Source organism: Tolypothrix sp. FACHB-123 (assembly GCF_014697075.1).
GTDB lineage: Bacteria > Cyanobacteriota > Cyanobacteriia > Cyanobacteriales > Nostocaceae > Aulosira.
Genome location: NZ_JACJRE010000001.1, coordinates 191613 through 215559, shown reverse-complemented (window position 1 = coordinate 215559; position 23947 = coordinate 191613). Strand labels below are relative to the sequence as shown.

The window sequence follows — 23947 nt, the reverse complement described above, 5'->3', positions numbered from 1 at the left end:
GATTTGTAAAAGTGGGATAACGAGATTTTTTACTATATTTAAGTGTGTTAATTGTAAATTTAGAGTTTCTAACTATTTTCTTTCTTGGGGCGGTTCCAAAGGTAAAATGATAGTGAATTTAGCTCCCGCTCCTTGCTTACTTTTCAAAGTAACATGTCCACCATGAGCTACTGCAATAGCTTGGACAATAGATAATCCTAAACCTGCGCCTTCAGAACGACGACGACTGTTTGCAGAACGCGCAAAACGCTGAAAAATTCTTTGTTGGTCGGCTTCAGCAATACCTTCTCCCGTATCATGTACCCAAAAGCTAACCTTATCTTGATGTATCGCTGAACCAAGGGTAATAGTATCAATATCTGTGGTATGTTGGGTAGCGTTTTGGACTAAATTCATCACAGCCTGGGTGAGACGCTGACGATCCGCGACTATTTTACATTTGGCGGTGGCTTGGAGTCGCCATTGGCGATCGCCTAAAGCCTGAATTTTGGCATACAATTCTTCGGTTAAAGCACAAACATCCACTGTTTCTAAATGCAAAAAATCGGGATGCTCTGCCTTTGCTAGTAAAATCATGTCATTGACAAACCGATTCATCCGTTCTAGTTCATCCATGACTAAGGCTAGAGTTTCTTCTATTTCTTCTGGGTGATTCCCCATCAACTCTAGATGACCGCGAATAATTGTAATTGGCGTGCGTAATTCGTGACCCGCATCATTAATAAAATTTCGCTGACTGATGAAAGCATTTTGCAACCTATCCATCATGGCATTAAAGGTAGTTGCTAGTTCCGCTAGTTCTCCTTGACCACTAACAGAAATACGTTGATTTAAATCTGAGGCGCTGATATTACAAGCAGTTTGGTTTAACAAACGCAAGGGTGCGAGAATTTTTCCGGAAGCAAACCAAGCCAATATTAAAGCTAAAATTACAACCGCTGCACCTACCTGAACGATAACTGCTACAGCTTCTACCACTTCTCCACGTTCGCCAAAAGTTGGGTGTGCTATTACAAATACACCCATAACTTGGCCTTTAATTTTTACAGGTTGAGCCAAATAAACGATACTTTCAACAGCGCTACCAGGAATTATTTTTTCCCCTTCTTTGGGTTGGGTTAAAGTCGCAAAATAGCGCATTATTTCTGAGTCTCGGCTTAGTTCTTTCGGTCTGGCTCTGGGACTAGATTTATAAAATTTTCCTTCAATTAATGCGATTAAAAATGTGTCATCTTCCGGAATTTGCGTACCTAAAAAAGCATCAAAAAAATCTTTTAACTCTTCTTTTGATGTTGGTGGTTTAATCAGGCGGTTATCAGACTCTTTTAGTTCATTAATTACTTTGTCATCATCGCTATTATCTGGATGCTCCCCAAAAAAAAGGGGTTGTCCAGTAATTAAGTCCTCAAAAATTCTCATCTTGGCGTTGTTCTCTCGCTGAACGCGGCTATTGACTCTTGCATATAAAACTTGACGAAAAGCCGGAATAAATACTACAAATACAATACCTAAAATTAACACATACCAGAAGAGAATCCGGGTACGTGCAGCCCACAAAAACCCCTTATTAGTTTTTGAATTATTGCTTGCTGCTGGCTGGTTATTACTTGTGTCGTCCTCATTGATCATATTTTTATGATGAAAAATTATGGCTGATTTTATAGCTTTTATACTTAATACCAATTCAAATAATGTTTGCGACATATCAATTATTCTTAAGGGCACAACATTGTTGTGCCCCTACCTGTCTGTAGCATTGTTTTTTAATTGATATAAGTTACCGCCGCAGAGATAGTAGCATATCTATAGCTAGAGAATTCCCGAAATTAAATTATACAATGTGAGCGCAAAGATAACGATCTTCTGATCGCTGCTGACACAGGGATGAGCTTAATTATTGTTAGTCGCGCAAATTGGGGTTATTTGTGGGGATCATACCAGTCCCGATCGCAGAGCGACAACTGCTGCTTGCACGCGATCGTCTACTGCTAATTTATTCATAATTCCCCGGACGTGCGTTTTCACAGTGTTGGGGCTGAGATAAAGTTTTTCGGCAATTTCTGGGTTACTTAAACCCTCTACCATGAGTTTCAATACTTCTAACTCACGGGACGAAAGATTAGCGGTGTTTCCCTTAGCGGTGGGTGGGCGGAGATTTTCAATTACTCGCCGTGCAATTTGGGGATCGAGGTAAGTTGCGCCATCAATGGCGGCGGCGATCGCACTTAATAACCGCTCCACACTCGCACCTTTGATACAATAGGCATCTGCACCGCTAGATAATGCTGCAATAATTTCTGTCTCCGTTTGATGGGATGTCAACATCACTACATGAGTTTCTGGTAATGCGGCCTTTATTTGCTGTGTCGCCGCAATTCCATCGAGTCTTGGTAATCCGATATCCATGACTACCAAATCGGGTTTGAGTTGCAATGCTGCTTGTACACCCAAATAGCCATCTTCTGCTTGTCCGACAATTTCTAACTGGGGATGAACCATTAAAGATTGTTCCAGCCCCAGTTGCATCATCGGATCGTCTTCAATAATTAAAATGCGCAAAGGCGGCGCATCTGCTGGCAAATTTAAGAAGGAGCTACGATCTGGAGACATTCTTATCGATGGTGTTAGTCAATAGTCATTAGTCAATAGTCATTAGTCAATAGTCATTAGTAGAAAATCAATCATCAATCACGACTGACAACTGACAACTGTACGGGCGGGTTTACAGAGATTCTCAAATATCTATAAGAATCTCTCATAAACCCGCCCCTACTGACAACTGACTATTGACTAATTTCTATTCTTCCACGCGATACCCTAACTCTGCTAAACTAACGCGAGACTGTCGCCATTTTGGTTGGACTTTGACGAATAATTCCAGGTAGACTTTGCCAGAAATTAACTTTTGAATTTGTTCGCGTGCTGCACTACCAATGGCTTTGAGCATTGAACCACCTTTACCGATGAGAATTCCTTTTTGGGAATCTCGCTCTACGTTGATGGTGGCGAGGACGCGGGTAATACTTGGGGTTTCTTCTACCAGATCAATAGCGATCGCTACTGAATGGGGTACTTCTTCCCGCGTTAACAGCAAAATCTGTTCGCGAATTAATTCACCCATAATAAAGCGTTCTGGTTGGTCTGTTACCAAGTCAGGGGGATAGTAAAATGGGCCGTTGTCTAAGTTTTCAATGAGTAAATTTTGTAATTCTGGCAATCCCAGTCCTGTTTTGGCAGAAAATTTGACTGTTTGCCATTGATACGATTCAGCTAAGTGTGTGTAACTATCATCTATCTGTTGAGAATCTGTGGGTTGCTGATCGACTTTGTTCAAACCTAAAATTACTGGTGTTTGACTGCGACTGAGCAATTCTGCAATAAAGCGATCGCCTGCACCACAAGCCACGGTTCCGTCTACTACAAATAGCACTACATCCACTGACTCAATGGCAATTTTGGCATTTTGCACCAGTACTTCTCCCAATTGATGATGGGGTTTATGAATTCCTGGCGTATCTACAAAAATTAGTTGGGCTTGTGGTGTAGTTAAAATCCCTCTTAAGCGATTACGTGTAGTCTGGGCTACCGGGGACGTAATCGCTATTTTTTGTCCTACCAATTGATTCATTAAAGTAGATTTACCGACATTAGGGCGACCGATAATGCCGATGAAACCTGACTTAAATTCAGGAGGAGCTTGGGGAATCGATACTTCTCCTGAAAAAGAGAAGATGTGATTATCAATACTAGTCACCTTTAGCTCCACCGTCATATTTTATAGTTGGGATAAGTTGTTTTTCTTCTTAGACAAGTAAGAAACATAAGATCACCCTGGCATTTTTTGGGGATTGCCTCTGCTTAAGTTTAATCTACTACTAAATATATTGTGTTCCAATATCCAAAAAAGAGACAGGAGTATACAAACTCGCTAAATTTTTCTCTCTTATTGGGTATTGCTCTCATGATAACACTGTGCTGCAATTGTATTTCATGGTGTCATCAATACCGATAATAGAGAAGCTAACCCCCTTTGGGGGAATTGAAAATTCAAAACTCCCACTGAAGCTCTGTGGAAGTCTGCAAAATTAATCATCCCAAGGATAAATCCAAATCTAAAAATTAATATTTTTCTCTTTTTTTTCTTTGCATAAATCAACAATAGTGCTATTATTCTGTTTTTTCAGTTAGGTAATTACTGCACGGGGAAGAGATATTTTATTTTATGGTGGTTGATTAGCCCGAACTACTGCATAATTCTCAGTACTAATTCACCTTGATTCACGGCTTGATTAGTAGAAATTTCATAAACTAATCCATCGTGTTCTGCAAATATATCGATTGTCTGGGGTAATTGGCTGGCTTTGTTGAAACTGAGAATTTGATAGAGTTTATCTTGTCTTTTGACTTTACTACCTACTGCAACTCTAGATTGAATCATGCCACCTGCGATCGCATAATATTTGATGATTTTACTGGTGGCGGAAAAAGTCATTTGGCGATCGCTGGTTTGTTCTTTAGGAAATTCAGGTATTTGCAAGACTCCTTTGTGGGCTAAATAATTTTTTATACCTAAAATTGCTTTGTTTACTGAATCAGGATTTATCTGCATTCCCGAACCAAGTTCCAGTGTCCAAGCTTCGATATCAAACCGGATGTTTCTCCCCAGTTTTTCAAAGCACGCTTCTAGCGCTAACCAAGGCTTAATAAAGGCTTCGTCAAAAGCATCACCATCATAAGGATCTAGTAAAATTCCCCAATCAAGTAAGAAATATTTGGCACTGTCTTCGCGATTTCGGAAGTAATAAAGGTAGTCTATTGCTTGATTTGTGGAACTATGTAAGTCAATTAAATAGTCTGCATCTATACTCAGAGATTGTAATTTATAGGCAAATTGCTCAGTATAAGCTAATCCCACTGGGGAATTAATTTTTTCTAAAATTTTGGCAAATTTTTCTTTAATCGTAGTTAGATAATTGAGTCGGACGACCTCTCTATTAAGCTGAAGTTGAGATTTAGTAAAGGCTACTAAATCATCAGCTTCTTTTTCGTAGTCCCAAAATATCCGATTCCAGTCTTTGGCTTCATAAACACAGTATCTTCCAGGAGAAAAATGATGCGATCGCTCATTTACTCCCATTGGATTGCAAACCGGAACTAGCCAAATTTCCCCAGCTAAATCTGTATCATTTATTGTTAGTAAAAACTCAATCAGTTGGTGAATCGCTGCATTACCCGCTATTTCTGCACCGTGAAGATTAGATTGAATGTAAACTTTTTTACCTGGATGAGCGCCAATAAATTTATAAACTTGTAAAAATAGGCGATCGCCTGAAGCCATTTGACGTAAAGAAATCGTTTCAATAATTGGTTGCATAAAAATTCAAAATTCAAAATTCAAAAATAAAACAAGTATGATGGGCGTTACCCACCATACCCATATTGCATAAATCAAGTATTGACATATTGTTCTGTTTTTTCAATGCTGACTAAATAATTGAGGAATTCAGCAGAGGTAAAAACTGACGAATTAAGCCAACAGTCACTGCTGGTAGTTCTAACTGTGGTGTTAATCCGACATCTTCTAAATGTTGAAAAATTCTAATGGCTTGGGGATTGAGATCCGCTAAACGGCGACCAATTTCTGGCCCGGTAAATTGGGATTTTTCTCCCCAAATGATAGCGGTGGGAGTAGTTAATTGCTGAATATATAACGATAAATCAAAGCACAAATCGCCACGAACAAAAGACAGTGCTGTATATTCAGCATTCGGCTGTTGTGCAGATTGTAGATAAGCATCGACAATTTCTTGATAAACTCGGCTAGGCTGGGCAAATTGTCGTTGCTCTAAAAAAGTGCGAATTCCGTTACTAGTTGCTACTCCCGTACTGTACAACAAGCGATCGACAATGGGAACGCTGGCTAATTGGGCAAAAAAACTGCGCGAGTAATCTTCACCAAAATCAGACAAGCCGGCGGGAGTCGTGAGTATTAAAGATTTAAATAGCTGAGGATGAGCGATCGCTACTCTAATTATGATTGCTGCGGTTAAAGAAGATGCGATCGCTGTGACTGGAACCGTACAAGTCTGCTGGAAAAACTCCTGAATCGTTGTTAAGTAATCTTCAATGAGGTAATTGCGTCCTAAATGCTCAGATCTGCCCCACCCCAGTAAGTCAGGTGCAATAATGCGATAGTCGCTAGCGAAAGCAGGATAAACTTTAGACCATTCATAAGCTGAAGAACCACCACCAAATCCGTGAAGAAACACTAAAGTTTCTCGTTCGTCTTGAGTGCTATCGTCTTGCCAGAGTGAACCTGTGTTCGTGTAGTAAACTATTCTCCCTAGAGAGGTAATTAGCGATCGTTGCTCAAATCCTAGTGGTTGAAACATAAGTATTGTGATTCACTTTTGTGGTTGCTTGGGAAAAGTAAAAATTTAGCTAATCTTAAGTATTTATACTAAATTACGTTCCGGAATAGCACTAAGTAATCGAGTATTAACATACAGTATCGATAAGTATGGAGAAAATCTTTTAGCACTCTCCTGCATACCTATGTGGTTGACTATCTCGGATCGTAGCTTAGTATTACCTGCTAACTTTCAGATCTCTTTCATTATGAGTGAATCCATCATGTTGAAACTTCTAGCCAACGTCAGATTAAGTAGATGTAAAATTACCTTATTGTGTATGAAGATATTGTGTTTTTTTTGTTATAAACCTTGCCTAGTTTTGCCTCTATGTACTGTCCCATCAGGCTTTAACTTGGTAGTCAGGATAACTTAGATATTAAATATGGCATGTGTTTTATGTGGTAATCTATCAGAAAGATTACGGATAATTTTTGCAAGTAAACTATTAAGTCAAAACGCTGAGGCAAACAGCTGTTAATTTTAGTACTGCCAGCAAAAAAATAAACCTTGCTCGTAATTATGACGAATTATTAAACTAAATTATTCTTAAGAAAATTGTAAGGCGGAGTGTGATGGTAAAGGAGGCTATTCTTAAATCAGATAAAATCCCTAAGTTTGATGGAAGTGAATTTGCGGTTGATAGCGGTCATATTCATCACCAAACTTTAGCTTCAGAGTGGCAGGGTTCGGTAAAAGAAGTTTATGAAACTGCATCAGCAAATACACCTACTTGTATTGCTTTAAACTTTGAGGATTTGAAATGTTTTGAAACTGTAGAACGCCAGTACGAGTCCTGGGGTGTGATTTTTGAGAATTGTCTAGCCATACAACCCTCAAATCCAGCATTTCCCACGCACTCAAGTTCGACAGTATTGATGGGATCGCCGAAGAGTGGATTGTTAGAGGTAAGTTTTTTACAACCCGTAAATTGGGTGAGTGCGGTTGTCACCAGTTCACAGCGGCTAGTACTGACAGCTTACGATCGCGATCGCCAAATGCTGGCGCAAACAGTACTACCAGGAGCAAATCTCGCCAATTCTGACTCTTCCATCCCTCCCAACACCCTGTTATCCATAGCTGCAAATAATATCCATTATCTGACCTTCGGTGCCTTTGACGGTCAATTTACCCTAGATAACTTTCGGTTTTGTTTTTAATCGTCAACAGTCAACAGTCAACAATTAACAAACAAATAAGGTATTATTGATTCTCGATGGCAGCTTGAGGCGACTCTAATAGCTGGCATCTCTAAGCCCATAGGCATCGACAGCCTTAATAATTAATGGGTCTCCCATTCTTTCATTCTATCAAGTAAAACTATAAACTAATAATCTTGTAATCTAGTAGGTAAACACCGTGGCGCAGGCTTTGTCTTCATGGCAGCAATTAATTAACCAGCTTTCTAACTGGTCGCTTCCAGATCTTAAGACAGGAGCCTCAAAGCAGCGAAAATTTCAGCGGTTTTCCGGGCCAGGCGGCCTGTTGGGATTCGTGACCATTATCGTTGCTATGCTGTTGTGGAACTGGAAACTTCTTTTGGCGCTGCTGATTGGTATTGGCGTGATGTTATCAGTCTACTCCATGCAGAAGTGGGACTGGCAAAAACGTTGGTCTCAAATGCAGGGGTTTGTTAATGCTCCTAACCGTCAGTTAATCTTGGCTGTGAGTAGCGGTGGGATTGCGACTTTTACAACTTACATAGCAGCGGCTATTTGGTTTGACTCCAACAACCCTTGGATTGCTGCGGGTGTGATTTTCCAGGGTTTAGGAACCTTATTAACCTTAATGTTGCTAGTTTCCCAAATCGTCAATTTCTACGGAATTCGTCAAGAAGACCAATGCGATCGCTTGTTAGATAACTTAACACAACCAGACTCCTTAAAGCGTCTGGTTGCTGTACGTCAATTAACTAAACTTGTCAGTCGCAAACGGGTTGATGCAGGTGTAAAACAAAATGTAATTGAATGTTTGCAATTGTTATTAACTCAGGAAGAAGAAGCCGTAATTCGGGAAGCAGCTTTTGAAAGTTTACAAACTTTAGATAGCGCACAAGTACTTCCAACCAATACATCTGGTATTTTTATTCCTGTTTCTGCCAAAATCAGAAGTCAAATTCCTTCTTAAGAATTTGCTGCCAAATATATGGTGTTTTACCTGCTTGCTTTATGATTATTATCATTATGGGTGTTGCTGGCTCTGGTAAAACCACTGTAGGCAAACTGTTGGCAGAGTCTTTAGGCTGGAAGTTTAGCGATGCTGACGCTTTTCACTCCCCAGAGAATGTGGACAAGATGCGGCGTGGTATTCCCTTAAGTGAAGCTGATAGAAAGCCTTGGTTAGAAGATTTGCAAACAGCAATTAAACAATGGTTGCAAGAAAATACAAATGTAGTCTTGGCTTGTTCGGCTTTAAAAGACAGCTATCGTCAATTTCTGGTAGTGGATAGCGATGGCATTCAGCTAGTCTACCTCAAGGGAACTTATGATTTAATTCAAAATCGCTTACAAGAGCGTCAAAATCACTATATGACGGAAATACTCCTCCAGAGTCAGTTTGAGAGTCTGGAAGAGCCGTTAAACAGTCTATATATAGATGTTTCACAACCACCCCAGGCTATTGTGCAAAACATTAGAACAGTTTTCAAAATTTAGTTTTTATAAAATCTAGTAAATAGGCGGACTCACATTGCTAACGTTATCCGCCTGACAGACAAACAACAATACTATGAACTTACTCATCATTACAGCTGATGAATAGCGATCGCCGGATTGAATTGTCATAATTTCATTAATTTTATGAAAAATTCGCATTTCGGATCGCGATCGCTGATTACAACATGCAGATATGCTGCTGATTAATGCGATCGCATTTACTGTGGGACTTTCACGCTAGACGGTCATGCGATCAATCACACAACGAGGGTATGAAAATCTCTCTGAACAGTCAACAGTCAACAGTCAACAGTCAACAGTTAACGCTATTTTCAAGACAGTTATCTGCTTTTGGGACGGGAAAACTCCGCCCCAAAAATTAATTATGGTGTGTTAGGAATTAACCTACCGCAAGGATAGGTAGCTGCTTGCTGGTTTGCACTTTCGACTACAGCCGCAGGAATTTTATCTGATGGTTGCGCTTTTGCTGCAAGATAATCTTGGCGAAGTTTTTCGACAATTGTTTCTCGCTTGTCGTATAGCCGCTTTAATGGGCGTGGCTGGTTTTTTTGCATAACGTATGCTGTTACCAATGGTAAAGCGATCGTGCTATCGGTGTAACAAACAATTGTGCTGGGTAACTCTTCCGGGTCAATTTTACCCCAGCTAACCGCTTCTGAAGGCGTCGCACCGGACAAGCCACCTGTATCAGGACGCGCATCGGTAAACTGGACAAAGTAATCATGTCCCCGTTCTTCTAAGCCTAGTACCTCGTGAAGTTGCGGTTGAGTTTGTAGCAAAAAGTTCTTCGGACTACCACCACCAATAATCACAGCTGCGCTTTTACCTTCAGCTTCTCGTGCATTGTAGGCGATCGCAGCTGTTTCGTTCACATCAATAGAAGGATCGATAATTAATTGCGAACCTTCCAAAGCTAAAGCGGCGACATTCATCCCAATCGAACTATCCCCAGGAGATGAGGTATAAATTGGTACGCCAAATTCATAAGCTGTTGCTAGCAAGCAGGAATTTTTCACCCCTAATTGCTTTTCAATTTCCCAGACATACTTACCTAGCAAATGGTGAAATTCAGCCGTTCCCATACGCTTTTGAAAAGCTTCTGCTTGCAATATCTTGCGGATAAATGCATCAGTTTCTAGCAGCACATCATAGCCGAAAATAATGTCATAAATACGGATAGTCCCTTCCTGGCGAAGCTTCACATCATCCAAAAAGGGATTACCCGCAAACAATTCAAAACCCAAACCATAGTGCATATCGTGATAAAGATTTGCACCAGTGCTAATCATCCAGTCAATAAAGCCGTTGCGAATTAAAGGCGCAAGGGCGGAAACTCCAAATCCCGCCGGTGTCATCGCCCCAGAAAGACTTACACCGACGGTGACACCTGGGGTTAATACCTCACGACTCAAAAGTTGACAAATTTCCCGCAACCGCGCGGAGTTGTAAGCGGTAAAGTAATTATCAATCAAATCAACTACGCCGATATCCGTTGACATGGGAATCGGTGCAATTTTTTGACCTAGTTGTTTTGACATTCTGAGAATCCCGAAAAGTAAATACGCCGAATCTAATGTTATCTAGGATTACGTTAATTCTCGTATAACTTTTAGGTAACAATCGTAAGCACTTTGTCCAAAACAGACAAAAATCACTTGTTCGATAGACTTATGGCTGTGTAAAAACTTGTTAACTTCCGAAACTGCAATTTTACAGGCGCGTTCCATCGGAAACCCATAAACGCCAGTGCTAATCGCCGGAAATGCAATGGTTTTAATTTGATATTGTGCTGCTAAAGTCAAGCTATTGCGGTAACATCGCCCTAACATTTCATCTTCACCGCGATCGCCACCATACCACACAGGGCCGACGGTGTGAATTACCCACTTTGCGGGGAGTTGATAACCTTTGGTAATTTTTGCTTCCCCAGTAGCACAACCATTTAACAGACGACATTCAGCTAATAATTCTGGCCCCGCAGCGCGATGAATTGCACCATCCACACCGCCACCACCCAATAAAGAGTTTTTTGCAGCGTTGACAATTGCATCGACTGGTAGCTGGGTGATATCACCTTGAATAACTGATGTTTGCTGGCTCATTTTCGCTTCACCATTATTGTGATTATTTTCTAACATCCCAGATGCATAAATTGCTTGTAATCTTTGGAATATTGCTAATAAGTGTTTATTGTCAATCATCATAGCTAAATGACCGCTACAAAATCGTTCTTGGCGAATGTGCGTTGTGAACAATTTTTGTAATGTAGAAATATCTGCTACAGTTAATAGTTCAGGATTAGTAACAAGACGATCTGCTTCTTGTTTCCAAGCTAATCAATCAAAAGAAATGATAAAGTTTTCTTGATAAAGCGATGTAAGAAACTGGTTAAATTCTTTAGAATAGCAATATGGCTCAAAAGTCAATGGTTTAGTTTGGATCTCATATAGCTTAACTTCTTGATTCGTAAATAATGTGACAAAACCTAATATAGTTTCCAGATTTTTCAGTGTAATTTGAGTAGACATATAACATAGGAATCTAGCTGCGTATTGTTAATTAATGGGCATTGGGCATTGGTGAAGAAATTATAGTCTATTAACAACTGTACGGGCGGGTTTACAGATATCCTCACTGATTAACAACGATCCAAATAAACCCGCCCCTACTGACAACTGACAACTGACAACTGACAACTGACAACTAATAATTGATGAAAAACGATAACCCACAACAATTAGATACAGACCAAGAGATTGCACGCGTAATTGACGAGGTGATGTCCTCATCTTTGAGTAACGAACAGTATCGTCAAAAGATGCAGCGACGTAAAGAAGTCCAAGATAAACGGATAGCGCAAGCTGTCCCAGAAAAGGGATTAGTGATTGTCAATACTGGTAACGGGAAGGGGAAAACCACTGCGGCTTTAGGAATGGTATTGCGATCGCTTGGTCATGGGTATAAAGTGGCGATCGTGCAATTTATCAAAGGAGCTTGGGAACCCTCAGAGAAAAGGGTGTTCAGCAGTTGGCAAGACCAGTTAGAATTTCATGCTATGGGCGAAGGCTTTACCTGGGAAACCCAAGACCGCGATCGCGATTTAGATAAAGCTCAAGCTGCTTGGGAAAAATCATTAGAATACATTCGTAACCCAGAATTTAGATTAGTCTTATTAGATGAAATTAATATTGCTCTGAAAATGGGTTACTTACAAGTTGAGCAAGTATTAGCCGGTTTAGCTACCAAACCTAATGATACTCACGTTATTCTCACCGGTAGAGGCGCACCACCTGCGTTAATTGAGCGCGCCGACCTAGTAACAGAAATGACCCTAGTTAAACATCCTTTCCGCGATCAAGGTGTGAAAGCTCAACCAGGAATCGAGTATTAAAATAATTTGTCATCACCCCAGCAGAAACATAGATCCATTACTACAAGTTTTTCCAAAATAAAAAAGGAGTTATGTTTTTATAACTCCTTTTTTATGGTTAAAAGTCTGGCTAATTTGTCTTATTCTCTTGGAGAAATTTGATTGCACATTTGCAAAATTTGTCTGTCATTGTCGCTAATAGACTTGAGTTGATGATAATCTTGCAATGCTACAGAATAAGGATAGGGACTGAAAGCGTCATCGCTAATGCTTGGTATTGTATTAGTTGTTGCAACTGGATTGAAGCTAGTTTCATCAGGGGAAGTATTAACAGTCATTGCTAATTCTCCTGAGCGGTCAATTGTGCCTTGAAAACAACTAAATTCAGAACTAGGCATGTACAATGCACCTTTTACTGTAGCTCGGCGCTTTTCAAATATAATATACCCTTGCCCAATTTGGTTTGGTTTTTCTGACTGACCATAGAGATAAACTCCATCTTCTACGGGCAAATTATTTACTGGTAAATTTCTGACTGTGGCGGATTTTTGATTTCTCGTCACCATCGCTGTGGTTTCGGGTGCTGCTTTTAAATCCTTTGCTGAACCTTGAGAAGATGGTTGCTGCAAATTATCATTTTTCCAATTTTGATTTCTCTGTTCTTTAACTTCTCTTAGCTGTGATAAGAGATAATTTCCCGAAACATTTTGAGAATCAATTGTGATGGGATGACTTAGTACTGATTTAATTTGTTCACCAAACACGCCAAAGGTAATTACTAAAGCTACAGCTGGAATTGCCACTTGACGAGAGGAACAGAACTGATAAAGTTTGTTAAGCACCCGACTTCTCCTCTTACAAAACTAACTACTCTCTCAACACCTGACTTAAACTTAACTAAGTATTTATGCAGCTAGGCTCGGCCAAAGGTTTGATTTCTATTGTCCAGGAAAAAAAAGCCTAAAAACTGAAAATTTTTATATATTTTGCGATCGCAATCCTAAATTACCGTCTTTTAGCTTTTTCCTGCTTCACCCTGTAGCCTCACCCTATCGGGTGATGTAAATCTCAGCCACAAGATTTGTTTACTTTTGTAAATTTGAACAACTCATGACATCTAGCTAAAAACATGTGACTTTTGTCCTGTAACTTTTGTCTTGGTATCGGTAACTACAATAGCTCAGTTTGCTATTACGGAATTTTTTCAAAAATTTTCCAATATTTTTTCAAAATTCTTAAAACCCCTCCTGAGCAAGGTTTTAAGCCTGTAGGCTGTCATGGAAGTGGACTGAAAAACATTATGCTTCTCAAGGTACCGATACACCACAGCGTCAATAAACATACTCTTCCGTATGACGTAAAGATAATAAATAAGTTTTTTGATTTTCGACCTTGAGCGTAGTCGAAGGGTCGTAGTCAAAGGGTCAAGGTTGAGCATTCGCATAGTAAATAGTCAGGGCGAGGTTACCTCGCCCCTAGAAGCCGGGAAAATTGATTTTTTGGTATTCCCTAATTGAACTGTATGCTTTTCACAAAATCTAAAATCTTGTTTTTCAGGATTTCAGCTTCTTGTTCCAATGTCGCGGGCGTTTCGCCATTAAAAAAGCTGCGTTGATTACTAACTATATATAAATAGTCAGTATTAATAAAGGTCAGTAACCCTCGGTATGCATCTAATCTTTTAGCATTGCCATTATATTCTTGTTTGGAAATTGTTGATCCCTGGGGCATATCAACCATTACATAGTAAGCTCCGGCTAGGGTATTTTCTAAATATTCGCCATACTTCACTTCGGCATTGGGTACGTTGGCAATAATGGCCTGAGGTACATACCTATCGACTAAAATTGATTGCAGATATTCTTCTTGTCCGAGGGATTCTATTTCTTCTTCATGTTCGGGGGGAATGGGATAATAATCGATTCTCACTAAAGTACCAAAATCATCAGAAAAGCCAACCACTCCTTCTTGACTTTGAATTTTACCGCCTTGCTCTGCGTTGACAGGAATTGGTACGCTAAAATTTCCTAGAGGCGATGCATATACTTGGTCGCCATAGTCGTCTACTAAGGTGATTTCTACTTCATCATCTCCAAAGTTGCCATTTTCTGCTTCTTCAATAGCAGCAATTATTTCTTGAACAATTTCTTCTGCTTCTTCATCTTCTAAGTCTAAAGCTTTTTGTAAATCTTTCAGATAAGGCTTTTTATCGTTAGTAATGACCAAATCTTCGTCTAAAAGGACGATCGCACCTGCTGCATAAGCATCTAAGACTACATCATCGCTCAAAGCGGCACTAGCGCTGTTAAATAAAGCACCGAGTCCATCGGCTTGAGCAATTTCTATCAATCGATAAACTATCTCTGTGATTTCTTCTTCTGAGTATTCCTCAAATACCTCAAAGTCCCAAAGCACAACGGCTAAAGCTTCTGCATCAACTTCTTCTATAGAAGAATCTGCGATCGCACTAATCACTGCAATCGCCGCTACTCCTTCCTCTGGACTTAAAAATTCTTCCGTAGTCTGTTTTGAATCAAAAATGCGATCGTACTTGCTCATTCTTGCTACCTCCTAAAAAATCGCTGGTTGAGCATAGCCCAACCTCTGCTGATTGAGAATCGTGCAAGTCTCAGTTTAGCAATGTAGCGAATCTGTGCCGCAAAAGATTCGTGAATTGGTCATTTGGCAATAGTTAAGAGTTATTATTTCCCAACAAAGAGTTAAAGCCCTCACCAAGAACAACTGTATGGGCGGGTTTACAGATATCCTCACTGATTAACAACGATCCAAATAAACCCGCCCCTACTGACAACTGACAACTGACTAATCAAGAAAATATTTAGCAATGCTTTCATAAAACTTCATATCAGTCCAGTAACCTAAATGTCCCGAACTTCCCCAACTACTTGGATATGTCATTTCTTCATTGATCAGATTTTCGTAGTAATCTAGGTTACCGCTGATGGGGTCTTCTAAGTGATAATAATTCACCCAGGTAATATGCTCAAGTTGGCAAATCACTGGATTTTTACCTAAATAATCACTTTTTTTTACCAATTCTGGCTTGACACGGAAAGAATTGAGGTGTTCCATAATCCGCCGGCGAATATACTGCTGTTCTTGAGCAACGTTGCGGAAGAAAAAAGCAATTTTATCTAGGGGAGAACCAAAGGTAACTAAACCTTTGAGCTTATCAATATCCATACTTTTACCCAAATCCCCAGACAGGCTGGATTCAATACAAAGCAGGTTTAATGTATCGTAGGCGATACAGCTACCTAGCGAATGTCCCAAGATAATTACTTGGTCGTAATTTGCATTTGGGTCTTTGATAATTTGTTGAAGTAATGTTAAGCATTCTGTAATCACCTGTTGGCGAATTTTTTGGTAAGGTGATTTGGGATCGGTTTTGGTGTAGATAGCCACATCACCGACAAAATTAATTAATAATGGAGTGATCAGCTTTTTACTTAGTTTCCAGGCTGATTGGAGATAACGACCTTTAAGAAAAGGGCCGGCAACTAATAAAGCTAGTAAAATTAATAGTCGTAATATGGGGTAAATAAAGTTAAATATGCGCAGGACAATGGTGAGCGATCGCAAGCGAAATTTAAACAAGCCTTGGCGATGTTGATTTTGCAGCAGACTATCTAATAAATCCTGATTTTCTGGGCGGTTATAAAACTCAATTGTACCGTCAAGCGTCTGCTCTGCCCATTGTAATATTTCCGGCACAGAAATTTTATCTTCGGTATCAGGTGCCCAATAATATTCATGAACATCTATGATTCCTGGTTGTGTAGAATCCTTGGGAGTTAATCTGACAAAGCTTTCTGTCCACCGACTACCATTAGCTAATTCGCGCCTAGCAATATGGTGTTCTAAATCAGTTTCTAAATGCTCTTGGTGGAAATAATTGAGTAAATTCTGAGCAAAATAGTCTAATGTTTCATAAGGATTTTGTTGACCAATCCCGTGGATAAGTAAAAAAGCTGTGCGCCCTTGGGGAAACTTGAGATTCATTGGTGTTTGGCTCATGTGTTTCTACCGTTTTTATTGTCAATATTTGGCTTTTTTCGCAGTTTGTAATATTTGGGAAAGTTTAAATTTTTCCATTTTTGGGAGAAAGACAGCTGCTATTTATACTGTCACGAGATAACAGCCCAATTCCTAAATATGTGTAAATAAGTTTATATTTCATGAGCTGTTCCGTGCCTGTGCCAGCGTTTTCGGCATATTATCTAGACTTCAGCGAAGATCATATTTGACACCTTATATGCTAGATACATTAGATTTAAACTTAACTTTAGACAAAGCAAGCTACAAATCTGAGATTGATCGGTTAATGCATCAACTGCGGACACTGCAAACCGCCTGTTGGGAAAAGAAATTACCTGTAATTGTCGTTTTAGAAGGTTGGGCGGCTTCAGGGAAAGGTGGTTTAGTCAAGCAAATGGTATCTTACATTGACCCCCGTGGATTTAAGGTACATCCCATTTGGGCGGCGACACCAGAGGAACGCCAATATCCTTTTCTTTGGAGATTTTGGGGAAAATTACCCGCCACAGGTGCAATTAGTATTTTTTACCACAGCTGGTATACCCATGTTTTAGAAGACCGTTTATTTGAGCGGGTATCCAGCGCCCAAATCCCCCTATTAATGGGACAAATTAACTCTTTTGAGCGCCAGTTGGTAGATGATGGAGTTGCGATCGCTAAATTTTGGTTACATTTAAGCCGTAAAGAATTGAAAAGTCGTTTAAAAGAATATGCAAAAGATCCCCTAACAGCTTGGCGGGTACGCAAAGAAGATTGGCAACAAGAAAAACATTACGATCGCTATACGGCTTATGCTGAAGATATGCTAGCCCAAACTAGTACTGGTAGCGCCCCTTGGACTTTAGTTGAAGGTGATTCACAACGCTGGGCTAGGGTGAAAGTATTAACCCATTTAGCTGCAACCTTAACTGCTGCTTTAGATCGACAACAAATTCAACTGCCTATCCCCATCCTACCAGCACAAACCCATTTAGAACCCACAGAACCAGACTACTTAGCACAAATTGATTTAAACCAAAGTCTCTCAGAAGTAGATTATGATGAGCAATTAGCAAACGAACAAATCCAGCTACGTCAGCTACAATTAAGCATCCACAAACATCAAATACCCGTGTTAGTTTTATTTGAAGGTTGGGATGCAGCAGGAAAAGGTGGGGCGATTAAACGATTAACAGATATTCTCGATCCCCGGAGTTACTTTGTATTTCCCTTTGCTGCGCCTTCAGATGAAGAAAAAGCCCATCATTATTTATGGCGATTTTGGCGCAGATTACCCACCACAGGAACAATTGGTATTTTTGACCGTTCTTGGTACGGACGGGTATTAGTGGAACGTGTGGAAGGCTTTGCAGCAGAAGTAGAATGGCGCAGGGCTTATCAAGAAATTAATGAATTTGAAGCACAATTAACTACTGCTGGTTACGTTTTAGTGAAATTTTGGCTGCACATTAGCGCCGAAGAACAACTCAAACGTTTTACTGAACGGCAAAACGATCCTTTTAAACAGTATAAACTCACCGATGAAGATTGGCGAAATCGGGAAAAATGGCCTTATTACGAAGTCGCAGTTAATCAAATGATTCAACGCACTACTACCCCAAATGCGCCTTGGACAGTCGTAGCTGCCAATGATAAATATTATGCCAGAGTCAAGGTCATTGAAACAGTAGTTGATGCCATTCAAGCAGAAATCAAACGCCGCAAAAAAGGAAATCGTTTACTTTTTTAACCACTAACAACTGATAGCAATTGCATATGAAGTTGCGCTATACCGCCCTCAGGAATAGTCCACCTAAGTGGGCTAATTCAATGCATCTTCATCCAGAAACGGTATGATAACTGACCAATCGTAATCTTTCTCTAGACTGAGACTGACACTAACTGAAGATAGATGACCCCATAAAAAAAATAATTAGATAATACCCATGTTTGCAGTCAACAACTTGGTGCAAAACTTTTATTTCTGGGATTGCAAACTTGTATTATCAAGGACTTGGAATATTTTTATGGTACAGACTCCTCCATCTCAATTATCCTCAGAACAATATCAAGTAACAGAACCTAATCAAGAAGTAGAAAACATTATCTCCTCGCCTCCATCAGAGACAGATATTAATTTAGAGTTTCTCTACACCAGAGATATTGAATTTCGTCAGGAAACTATTTACTTTATTGTGGTGGATCGCTTTCATGATGGCGATCCAGATAATAGCGAAGGTATCAATTCAGAACTGTACGATCCCACAGGGAAAGATTGGGGTAAGTACTGGGGTGGCGATTTACAGGGCGTAATTGATAAATTAGACTATTTAAAAAATATGGGAGTGACAGCTATTTGGCTAACTCCTTTGTTTGAGCAAGTAGAAGAATTATTTGTCGGTAATGCGGCGATTCATGGTTATTGGACAAAAGACTTTAAGCGCATCAATCCCCGGTTTATTGCTCAGGGAGAAAACCCTTCTTTAAACGCCACTCAAGACAGCAAAGATACAACTTTTGACCGCTTGATTGCAGAAATACACAAGCGGAATATGAAACTAATCTTAGATATTGTTTGCAACCATAGCACCCCAGATACTAGTGGTAGCAAAGGTGAATTATATGATGATGGGGTAAAAATTGCCGACTTCCATAATGATGTTAATCATTGGTATCATCACTACGGTGAAGTCCAAAATTGGGAAGATGAGTGGCAAGTCCAAAATTGTGAATTAGCTGGTTTAGCGACCTTTAATGAAAATAATAGCGAATATCGTGAGTATATCAAATCGGCAATTAAACAATGGCTAGACAGGGGCGTAGATGCACTGCGAGTAGATACTGTCAAGCATATGCCAATTTGGTTTTGGCAAGAGTTTACTGGTGATATGTTGAATCATAAGCCAGATGTATTTATTTTCGGTGAATGGATTTATAGCAGTCCTAATGACGATCCCTCTGTAGAATTTGCCAACAATTCGGGAATGACAATTTTAGACTTTGGGTTGTGTGTGGCGATTAGAGTCGCATTAGCCCAAGGTTCAGAAAATGGCTTCCAGACAATTCAATATATCTTTGACCAAGACCATCGCTACAACGGCGCGACAGAGTTAATTACCTTTATCGATAACCACGATATGGCTCGTTTTCAATCGCTGAATCCCGATCCAGCGATGTTAAAAGTAGCGATCGCTTTAATTATGACTTGTCGCGGTATTCCTTGCCTCTATTACGGCACAGAACAATATCTACACAACGATACTGATGGTGGTAACGATCCATACAATCGCCCAATGATGGAAAATTGGGACACCGATACAGAAATTTATCGTTACGTGAGATTATTATCTGGTTTGCGGCGATTAAACCCAGCAGTATCAATGGGTAGTCATTGGCAAAAATATTTAACAGCAGATGTTTATTGCTACGTGCGCCGCTATCGTGATTCTTTATGTTTTGTCGCCTTGAATCGGGGGGGAGAAGTAACTCTAGCAGAAGTAGAAACCGAACTACCAGATGGAGAACATACCTGTGTAGTCACTCGTAACAAGTATGAAGTCAAAGACGGCAAAATTCACAACCTCGTACTTGCAGAACGGGGAGTAATTGTTTTCAGTCACGTTGGCGAAAGAATTAAAGGACAGACAATTGTGCGCGTACAATTAAACGGCGTCCAAACTCAACTAGGTGAAACCATAGTCGTTACTGGAGACTGTCCAGAGTTAGGTAACTGGGATATTAGCAAAGCCTACCCTTTGGAGTATATTAACACAAATACCTGGTTTGCCGAAATTCCTTTTGACGAGAGTGCAGGTAAGTTAATTAGTTATAAATATGCCATGTGGCGCGAAGGGCGATCGCCCCTGCGCGAAAATAGCGTACCCCGGCGTTGGGTAATTGCGAAAGAAGGTACTGTGAAGTGGCGTGATACTTGGGCTTAAAGCGATTTTCTGAACACAACATTTCAAATTGTAGGGGCGGGGTTTCCCCCGCCCTTAACTTAATCCATAGGATGTAAGCTAATACGCATCTAAATTGCATAACTACAAATAAGGACAATCAACCGTCAACCGTCAACCGTCAACCATCAACAGCCCTCACAATGGATTGTGCAACTTAAAAGCAGATTAGCTTATTATGGGTGCGGCGCTTAGCGACAAACCCTACACGTTAAACCGGAATAACATCACATCGCCTTCTTTGACAACATATTCTTTCCCTTCACTTCTGACTAAGCCTTTTTCCTTCGCAGCATTCATCGAACCACATGTGACTAAATCTTCATAAGCCACAGTTTCCGCGCGAATAAATCCCCGTTCAAAATCTGAGTGAATTACACCTGCTGCTTGGGGTGCAGACATTCCCGCGTGAATTGTCCAAGCGCGAGTTTCTTGCGGCCCGCTGGTGAAATAAGTCCGCAAACCTAACAAAGTGTAAGTAGCACGAATCAAAGATTTTAAACCGCCTTCTTCCACGCCCAAGGATGCTAGAAAATCAGCTTTATCTTCTTCTGCTAATTCTACAAGTTCCGCTTCTACTTGGGCGGAAACTATGACAACTTGCGCATTTTCTTGGGATGCAATTCCTCGCACCTTCTCAACAAAATCATTACCCGTTGCTAAGTCATCCTCAGAAACATTCGCAGCGTAAATAATAGGTTTACTTGTTAGCAGTCCTAATCCTTTAATTATCTCGGCTTCTTCTGCTGTTAAACTTACCTGTCTAACTGATTTACCTTCATTTAAAGCCGCAGATAATTTTTCAAGAACAGTGACTTCAAATTGTGCATCTTTACTAGTCCTGGCTAGTTTACGGGTACGGTCAATCCGGCGTTCAATTTGTCCTAAATCTGCTAAACCAAGTTCTAAATTAATGATTTCAATATCTCGTGCTGGGTCAACAGAACCAGCAACGTGAATAATATCATCATTTTCAAAACACCGCACCACATGGACAATTGCATCAACTTCCCGGATGTGGGACAGAAATTTATTTCCTAATCCCTCACCCTCACTCGCACCTTTAACCAAACCAGCAATATCCACAAACTCAACCCGCGCTGGGATGATTTGTGCTGAACCGGATATATTCGAGAGAACATTTAAACGCTCATCCGGTACTGCGACAACGCCGACATTCGGTTCAATGGTGCAAAATGGGAAGTTAGCAGCTTCAGCTTTGGCGTTAGCAACCAAAGCATTGAATAAAGTAGATTTTCCGACGTTGGGAAGTCCGACAATTCCGGCTCGTAGCATTTTAGATTTTTAGATGTTGGCTTACATTACCAAGATAATTTAAACAGGTTCGGGAATTGTTTGGGGTATTGTTCCGGGAACAGTTTGGGGAATTGGTGCGGGAACCGTTTGGGGAATGGGAGAAGGTACGGGTTCCGGTGCTGGTTCGGGTATAGGTTGAGGAATGGTTGGCCCCGGTGTAGGTTCGGGACTGGGTAAGGGATTGGGGACAGGATTGGGAATTTGTGGTTCAGGGATAGAAATAGCTTGAGGTTGAATCATGGAAAGTCTTGGTTAATTTATCCGACTTTTTCACGCTAGATGACAACTTAACCTGGTGACATCTTCCTAAATAGTCATTTATCCACGATGTACTGAAGCTCAAGAACTGTTGTCAGTTTTTGGTGTGGGTTTGATGATTTTAGCGATCGCAATACTATCGACTCTTCAATAGAGTTTAAGTTCTTGGTTGCGTAATTTCCTCATTATATTAGGATTTCGTTCGCTTTTAGCCTTCCCACAGACTAGGCTAACGCACCTTGAATTATTGATGAGGTATCGGTGCGTTGCGCCTTTGCGTCTACTCTTTGCTAAGCAACGCTACCGCGAACGTCGAATGTGTGAGAAATCAACCTAAAAATTAACCGGAACACAAACATCCGGCGCACACAAACCCTTAAACTTCAACGTTGTCACCTCAAACTTATTCAAATCTACACGGCGAATCACATGATTATTAGTATCAGCAATATATAAATTCGACCCCAAAATACTCAATCCTGAAGGTTCAAAAAATCGCGTATTTTTCCCCACACCATCCTGCAAACCCATAGCACCATCGCCCAAAATTGTTTGACAATTACCCGTGCTAGGACTCACTAATTTAATCTTATGATTGTAACTATCAGCTACCCATAAATAATTCTGCGAATATTCTACCCCCAAACAATGCTGTAACCGCACATTTTCACCTTGTCCATCAATATCACCAAAGCCAAATAAATCGCCACTACCGCACACAGTTCTTACTAAACGCGGTTCCACAATTCCCACACCGCGAATTGAACTAACTTCACTGTCAGCAATAAATAACTCTTCGCTATTACTACTAATACCGCTAGGTTGAGCAAAAGCAGATTCATTCAAGGAAGCATCAACACAAGATTCTGCACCCATACCAGCATAAGTTTTAATTACTCCTGTGGCTAAATTCATTTCCCAAATTTGATGAGTTCCCGCCATTGCAATAAATAGAGTATTTCCTACCTTCACCAAATCCCAAGGAGAATTTAAAGCTGTTTCCAAAGCAGCGCCACCATGAGGACGAAGATTACGACTTTGTTCGCCAGTTCCCGCAATCGTTTCTACAACTTGACTTTGTAAATTAACTCGCCTTAAAGCATGATTTTCTGTATCAGCAACATAGAGAATTTGCTGTTCTACATCAAACGCCATTCCTTGCGGTGCAAAAAACTGTGCTTCATTAAAAGCACCATCAATTAAACCAGATTTTCCTGTACCAATTACATGGAGAATTTCCCCATCGAAGTCACTCATTACTAAACGATGATGTCCAGAATCAGCGATAAATAATCCTGCTGATGTTGCTAAAACTTTACCAGGAAAAGCCAGGGGTGTAATTAATTGTTGACATTGTTTTTCTAAATTAAGGCTAATTTCTTGAAAGTTAATTGTACCTTTTTCTTGATGTTCTTGAATTAGCTTAGCAATGAGTTCGTCTACAGCATTCCGATTTCCTTCTCCAGAAACATAGCCAATTACATAACCTTCAGGATCGATAATCATTAAAGTCGGCCAAGCACGTACAGCATATTCTTGCCAAATGCGAAAATCACTATCTACTATAACTGGATGTTCGATGTCATAGCGCAAGATTGCTTGGCGTATATTTTCTGTTTCTTTTTCATTAGCAAATTTAGCAGAGTGGACACCAATAACTATCAAGTTATCTTGATATTTTTGTTCTAAATATTTCAAATCCGGGAGTATATGTAAACAGTTAATACAACAATATGTCCAAAAGTCTAAGACGATAACTCTGCCTTTAAGTTGTTTAATGGATAATGGTTTATCTGTATTAAACCAAGGATAATTTTTTGGAAATTCTGGCGCTCTAACACGGGGTACCATAAATAGCTATAAATTAAAAATAACAAAAAAATAAATAATACGTAAGGTGAGCACTGCCCACCTTACGTA

The 23947-nt window shown here is 40.1% G+C and carries 19 protein-coding genes and 1 pseudogene; 6 read left to right on the top strand and 14 right to left on the bottom strand.

Going from position 1 to position 23947, the window contains the following annotated elements; all coding sequences use genetic code 11:
* Nucleotides 1-72: 72 nt before the first annotated feature.
* The 5 genes from H6G41_RS00795 to H6G41_RS00775 form a co-directional block, all read right to left on the bottom strand.
* Nucleotides 73-1629: a cell wall metabolism sensor histidine kinase WalK gene (locus tag H6G41_RS00795; protein ID WP_190742713.1), complete on the bottom strand. Its 1557-nt coding sequence runs from the start codon at nucleotides 1627-1629 to the stop codon at nucleotides 73-75.
* 303 nt (nucleotides 1630-1932) lie between these two features.
* The gene (locus H6G41_RS00790; protein WP_190742711.1) at nucleotides 1933-2610 is read right to left on the bottom strand and encodes a response regulator transcription factor; all 678 of its coding nucleotides are present in this window, start codon (nucleotides 2608-2610) and stop codon (nucleotides 1933-1935) included.
* A gap of 187 nt (nucleotides 2611-2797) precedes the next feature.
* Nucleotides 2798-3772: a GTPase Era gene (gene era, locus H6G41_RS00785; RefSeq protein WP_190742709.1), complete on the bottom strand. Its 975-nt coding sequence runs from the start codon at nucleotides 3770-3772 to the stop codon at nucleotides 2798-2800.
* A gap of 471 nt (nucleotides 3773-4243) precedes the next feature.
* On the bottom strand, nucleotides 4244-5374 hold the full coding sequence (locus tag H6G41_RS00780) for a succinylglutamate desuccinylase/aspartoacylase family protein (RefSeq protein WP_190742707.1): 1131 nt from the start codon (nucleotides 5372-5374) through the stop codon (nucleotides 4244-4246).
* A 112-nt stretch (nucleotides 5375-5486) separates the two neighbouring features.
* Entirely contained in the window at nucleotides 5487-6392 is a 906-nt protein-coding gene (locus tag H6G41_RS00775) for an alpha/beta fold hydrolase (protein WP_190742705.1), read from the bottom strand.
* A 593-nt stretch (nucleotides 6393-6985) separates the two neighbouring features.
* Between H6G41_RS00775 and H6G41_RS00770 the strand changes: the two genes are divergently transcribed.
* The 3 genes from H6G41_RS00770 to H6G41_RS00760 all read left to right on the top strand — a co-directional run bounded on the left by H6G41_RS00770 (nucleotide 6986) and on the right by H6G41_RS00760 (nucleotide 9064).
* Complete coding sequence (locus H6G41_RS00770; RefSeq protein WP_190742703.1) at nucleotides 6986-7570, top strand: hypothetical protein; 585 nt, start codon at nucleotides 6986-6988, stop codon at nucleotides 7568-7570.
* Between the two features lie 199 nt (nucleotides 7571-7769).
* Complete coding sequence (locus H6G41_RS00765) at nucleotides 7770-8537, top strand: armadillo-type fold-containing protein (RefSeq protein WP_190742701.1); 768 nt, start codon at nucleotides 7770-7772, stop codon at nucleotides 8535-8537.
* A 41-nt stretch (nucleotides 8538-8578) separates the two neighbouring features.
* Nucleotides 8579-9064 carry a gluconokinase gene (locus H6G41_RS00760; protein ID WP_190742699.1) on the top strand — a complete coding sequence of 162 codons (486 nt, stop codon included), beginning with the start codon at nucleotides 8579-8581 and terminating at the stop codon, nucleotides 9062-9064.
* Between the two features lie 383 nt (nucleotides 9065-9447).
* Here the strand turns inward: H6G41_RS00760 and speY are convergent, their stop codons facing one another.
* The 3 genes and pseudogenes from speY to H6G41_RS34890 all read right to left on the bottom strand — a co-directional run.
* Nucleotides 9448-10623 carry a deoxyhypusine synthase gene (gene speY, locus H6G41_RS00755; protein WP_190742696.1) on the bottom strand — a complete coding sequence of 392 codons (1176 nt, stop codon included), beginning with the start codon at nucleotides 10621-10623 and terminating at the stop codon, nucleotides 9448-9450.
* A gap of 48 nt (nucleotides 10624-10671) precedes the next feature.
* Nucleotides 10672-11187, bottom strand: coding sequence for an O-acetyl-ADP-ribose deacetylase (locus H6G41_RS00750; protein WP_190742873.1), 516 nt, complete (start codon nucleotides 11185-11187; stop codon nucleotides 10672-10674).
* 57 nt (nucleotides 11188-11244) lie between these two features.
* Nucleotides 11245-11613, bottom strand: a pseudogene (locus H6G41_RS34890) (DUF6508 domain-containing protein); the annotation flags it as partial.
* Nucleotides 11614-11798: 185 nt separating this feature from the next.
* Here H6G41_RS34890 and cobO point away from each other — a divergent pair.
* A complete protein-coding gene (gene cobO / locus H6G41_RS00745; RefSeq protein WP_190742694.1) occupies nucleotides 11799-12476 on the top strand; it encodes a cob(I)yrinic acid a,c-diamide adenosyltransferase in 678 nt (225 codons plus the stop codon).
* A gap of 119 nt (nucleotides 12477-12595) precedes the next feature.
* On the opposite strand, the gene H6G41_RS00740 is transcribed toward cobO, so the two are convergent.
* The 3 genes from H6G41_RS00740 to H6G41_RS00730 form a co-directional block, all read right to left on the bottom strand.
* Nucleotides 12596-13297, bottom strand: coding sequence for a hypothetical protein (locus H6G41_RS00740; RefSeq protein WP_190742692.1), 702 nt, complete (start codon nucleotides 13295-13297; stop codon nucleotides 12596-12598).
* A 667-nt stretch (nucleotides 13298-13964) separates the two neighbouring features.
* Nucleotides 13965-15014 carry a hypothetical protein gene (locus tag H6G41_RS00735; RefSeq protein ID WP_190742690.1) on the bottom strand — a complete coding sequence of 350 codons (1050 nt, stop codon included), beginning with the start codon at nucleotides 15012-15014 and terminating at the stop codon, nucleotides 13965-13967.
* Nucleotides 15015-15278: 264 nt separating this feature from the next.
* Entirely contained in the window at nucleotides 15279-16493 is a 1215-nt protein-coding gene (locus H6G41_RS00730) for a hypothetical protein (protein WP_190742688.1), read from the bottom strand.
* A gap of 238 nt (nucleotides 16494-16731) precedes the next feature.
* Between H6G41_RS00730 and pap the strand changes: the two genes are divergently transcribed.
* Entirely contained in the window at nucleotides 16732-18243 is a 1512-nt protein-coding gene (gene pap, locus H6G41_RS00725; RefSeq protein ID WP_190742686.1) for a polyphosphate:AMP phosphotransferase, read from the top strand.
* Between the two features lie 277 nt (nucleotides 18244-18520).
* Nucleotides 18521-20434 carry an alpha-amylase family glycosyl hydrolase gene (locus H6G41_RS00720; RefSeq protein ID WP_190742685.1) on the top strand — a complete coding sequence of 638 codons (1914 nt, stop codon included), beginning with the start codon at nucleotides 18521-18523 and terminating at the stop codon, nucleotides 20432-20434.
* 222 nt (nucleotides 20435-20656) lie between these two features.
* Here H6G41_RS00720 and ychF read toward each other — a convergent pair whose 3' ends face one another.
* The 3 genes from ychF to H6G41_RS00705 form a co-directional block, all read right to left on the bottom strand.
* Nucleotides 20657-21748, bottom strand: a complete 1092-nt coding sequence (ychF, locus tag H6G41_RS00715) for a redox-regulated ATPase YchF (RefSeq protein ID WP_190742684.1) — start codon at nucleotides 21746-21748, stop codon at nucleotides 20657-20659.
* 39 nt (nucleotides 21749-21787) lie between these two features.
* Entirely contained in the window at nucleotides 21788-22009 is a 222-nt protein-coding gene (locus H6G41_RS00710; protein ID WP_190742683.1) for a hypothetical protein, read from the bottom strand.
* A gap of 351 nt (nucleotides 22010-22360) precedes the next feature.
* Nucleotides 22361-23878: a thioredoxin-like domain-containing protein gene (locus H6G41_RS00705; RefSeq protein WP_190742682.1), complete on the bottom strand. Its 1518-nt coding sequence runs from the start codon at nucleotides 23876-23878 to the stop codon at nucleotides 22361-22363.
* Nucleotides 23879-23947 lie beyond the last annotated feature (69 nt).

What these genes read in the sequence shown, in the direction of transcription:
- H6G41_RS00770 (WP_190742703.1), top strand. Translation starts at nt 6,986, where the DNA reads ATGGTAAAGGAGGCTATTCTTAAATCAGATAAAATCCCTAAGTTTGAT.
- pap (WP_190742686.1), top strand. Translation starts at nt 16,732, where the DNA reads ATGCTAGATACATTAGATTTAAACTTAACTTTAGACAAAGCAAGCTAC.
- cobO (WP_190742694.1), top strand. Translation starts at nt 11,799, where the DNA reads ATGAAAAACGATAACCCACAACAATTAGATACAGACCAAGAGATTGCA.
- ychF (WP_190742684.1), bottom strand. Translation starts at nt 21,748, where the DNA reads ATGCTACGAGCCGGAATTGTCGGACTTCCCAACGTCGGAAAATCTACT.
- speY (WP_190742696.1), bottom strand. Translation starts at nt 10,623, where the DNA reads ATGTCAAAACAACTAGGTCAAAAAATTGCACCGATTCCCATGTCAACG.
- H6G41_RS00730 (WP_190742688.1), bottom strand. Translation starts at nt 16,493, where the DNA reads ATGAGCCAAACACCAATGAATCTCAAGTTTCCCCAAGGGCGCACAGCT.
- H6G41_RS00710 (WP_190742683.1), bottom strand. Translation starts at nt 22,009, where the DNA reads ATGATTCAACCTCAAGCTATTTCTATCCCTGAACCACAAATTCCCAAT.
- H6G41_RS00795 (WP_190742713.1), bottom strand. Translation starts at nt 1,629, where the DNA reads ATGATCAATGAGGACGACACAAGTAATAACCAGCCAGCAGCAAGCAAT.
- H6G41_RS00720 (WP_190742685.1), top strand. Translation starts at nt 18,521, where the DNA reads ATGGTACAGACTCCTCCATCTCAATTATCCTCAGAACAATATCAAGTA.
- H6G41_RS00705 (WP_190742682.1), bottom strand. Translation starts at nt 23,878, where the DNA reads ATGGTACCCCGTGTTAGAGCGCCAGAATTTCCAAAAAATTATCCTTGG.
- era (WP_190742709.1), bottom strand. Translation starts at nt 3,772, where the DNA reads ATGACGGTGGAGCTAAAGGTGACTAGTATTGATAATCACATCTTCTCT.
- H6G41_RS00760 (WP_190742699.1), top strand. Translation starts at nt 8,579, where the DNA reads ATGATTATTATCATTATGGGTGTTGCTGGCTCTGGTAAAACCACTGTA.
- H6G41_RS00780 (WP_190742707.1), bottom strand. Translation starts at nt 5,374, where the DNA reads ATGCAACCAATTATTGAAACGATTTCTTTACGTCAAATGGCTTCAGGC.
- H6G41_RS00790 (WP_190742711.1), bottom strand. Translation starts at nt 2,610, where the DNA reads ATGTCTCCAGATCGTAGCTCCTTCTTAAATTTGCCAGCAGATGCGCCG.
- H6G41_RS00775 (WP_190742705.1), bottom strand. Translation starts at nt 6,392, where the DNA reads ATGTTTCAACCACTAGGATTTGAGCAACGATCGCTAATTACCTCTCTA.
- H6G41_RS00735 (WP_190742690.1), bottom strand. Translation starts at nt 15,014, where the DNA reads ATGAGCAAGTACGATCGCATTTTTGATTCAAAACAGACTACGGAAGAA.
- H6G41_RS00750 (WP_190742873.1), bottom strand. Translation starts at nt 11,187, where the DNA reads ATGAGCCAGCAAACATCAGTTATTCAAGGTGATATCACCCAGCTACCA.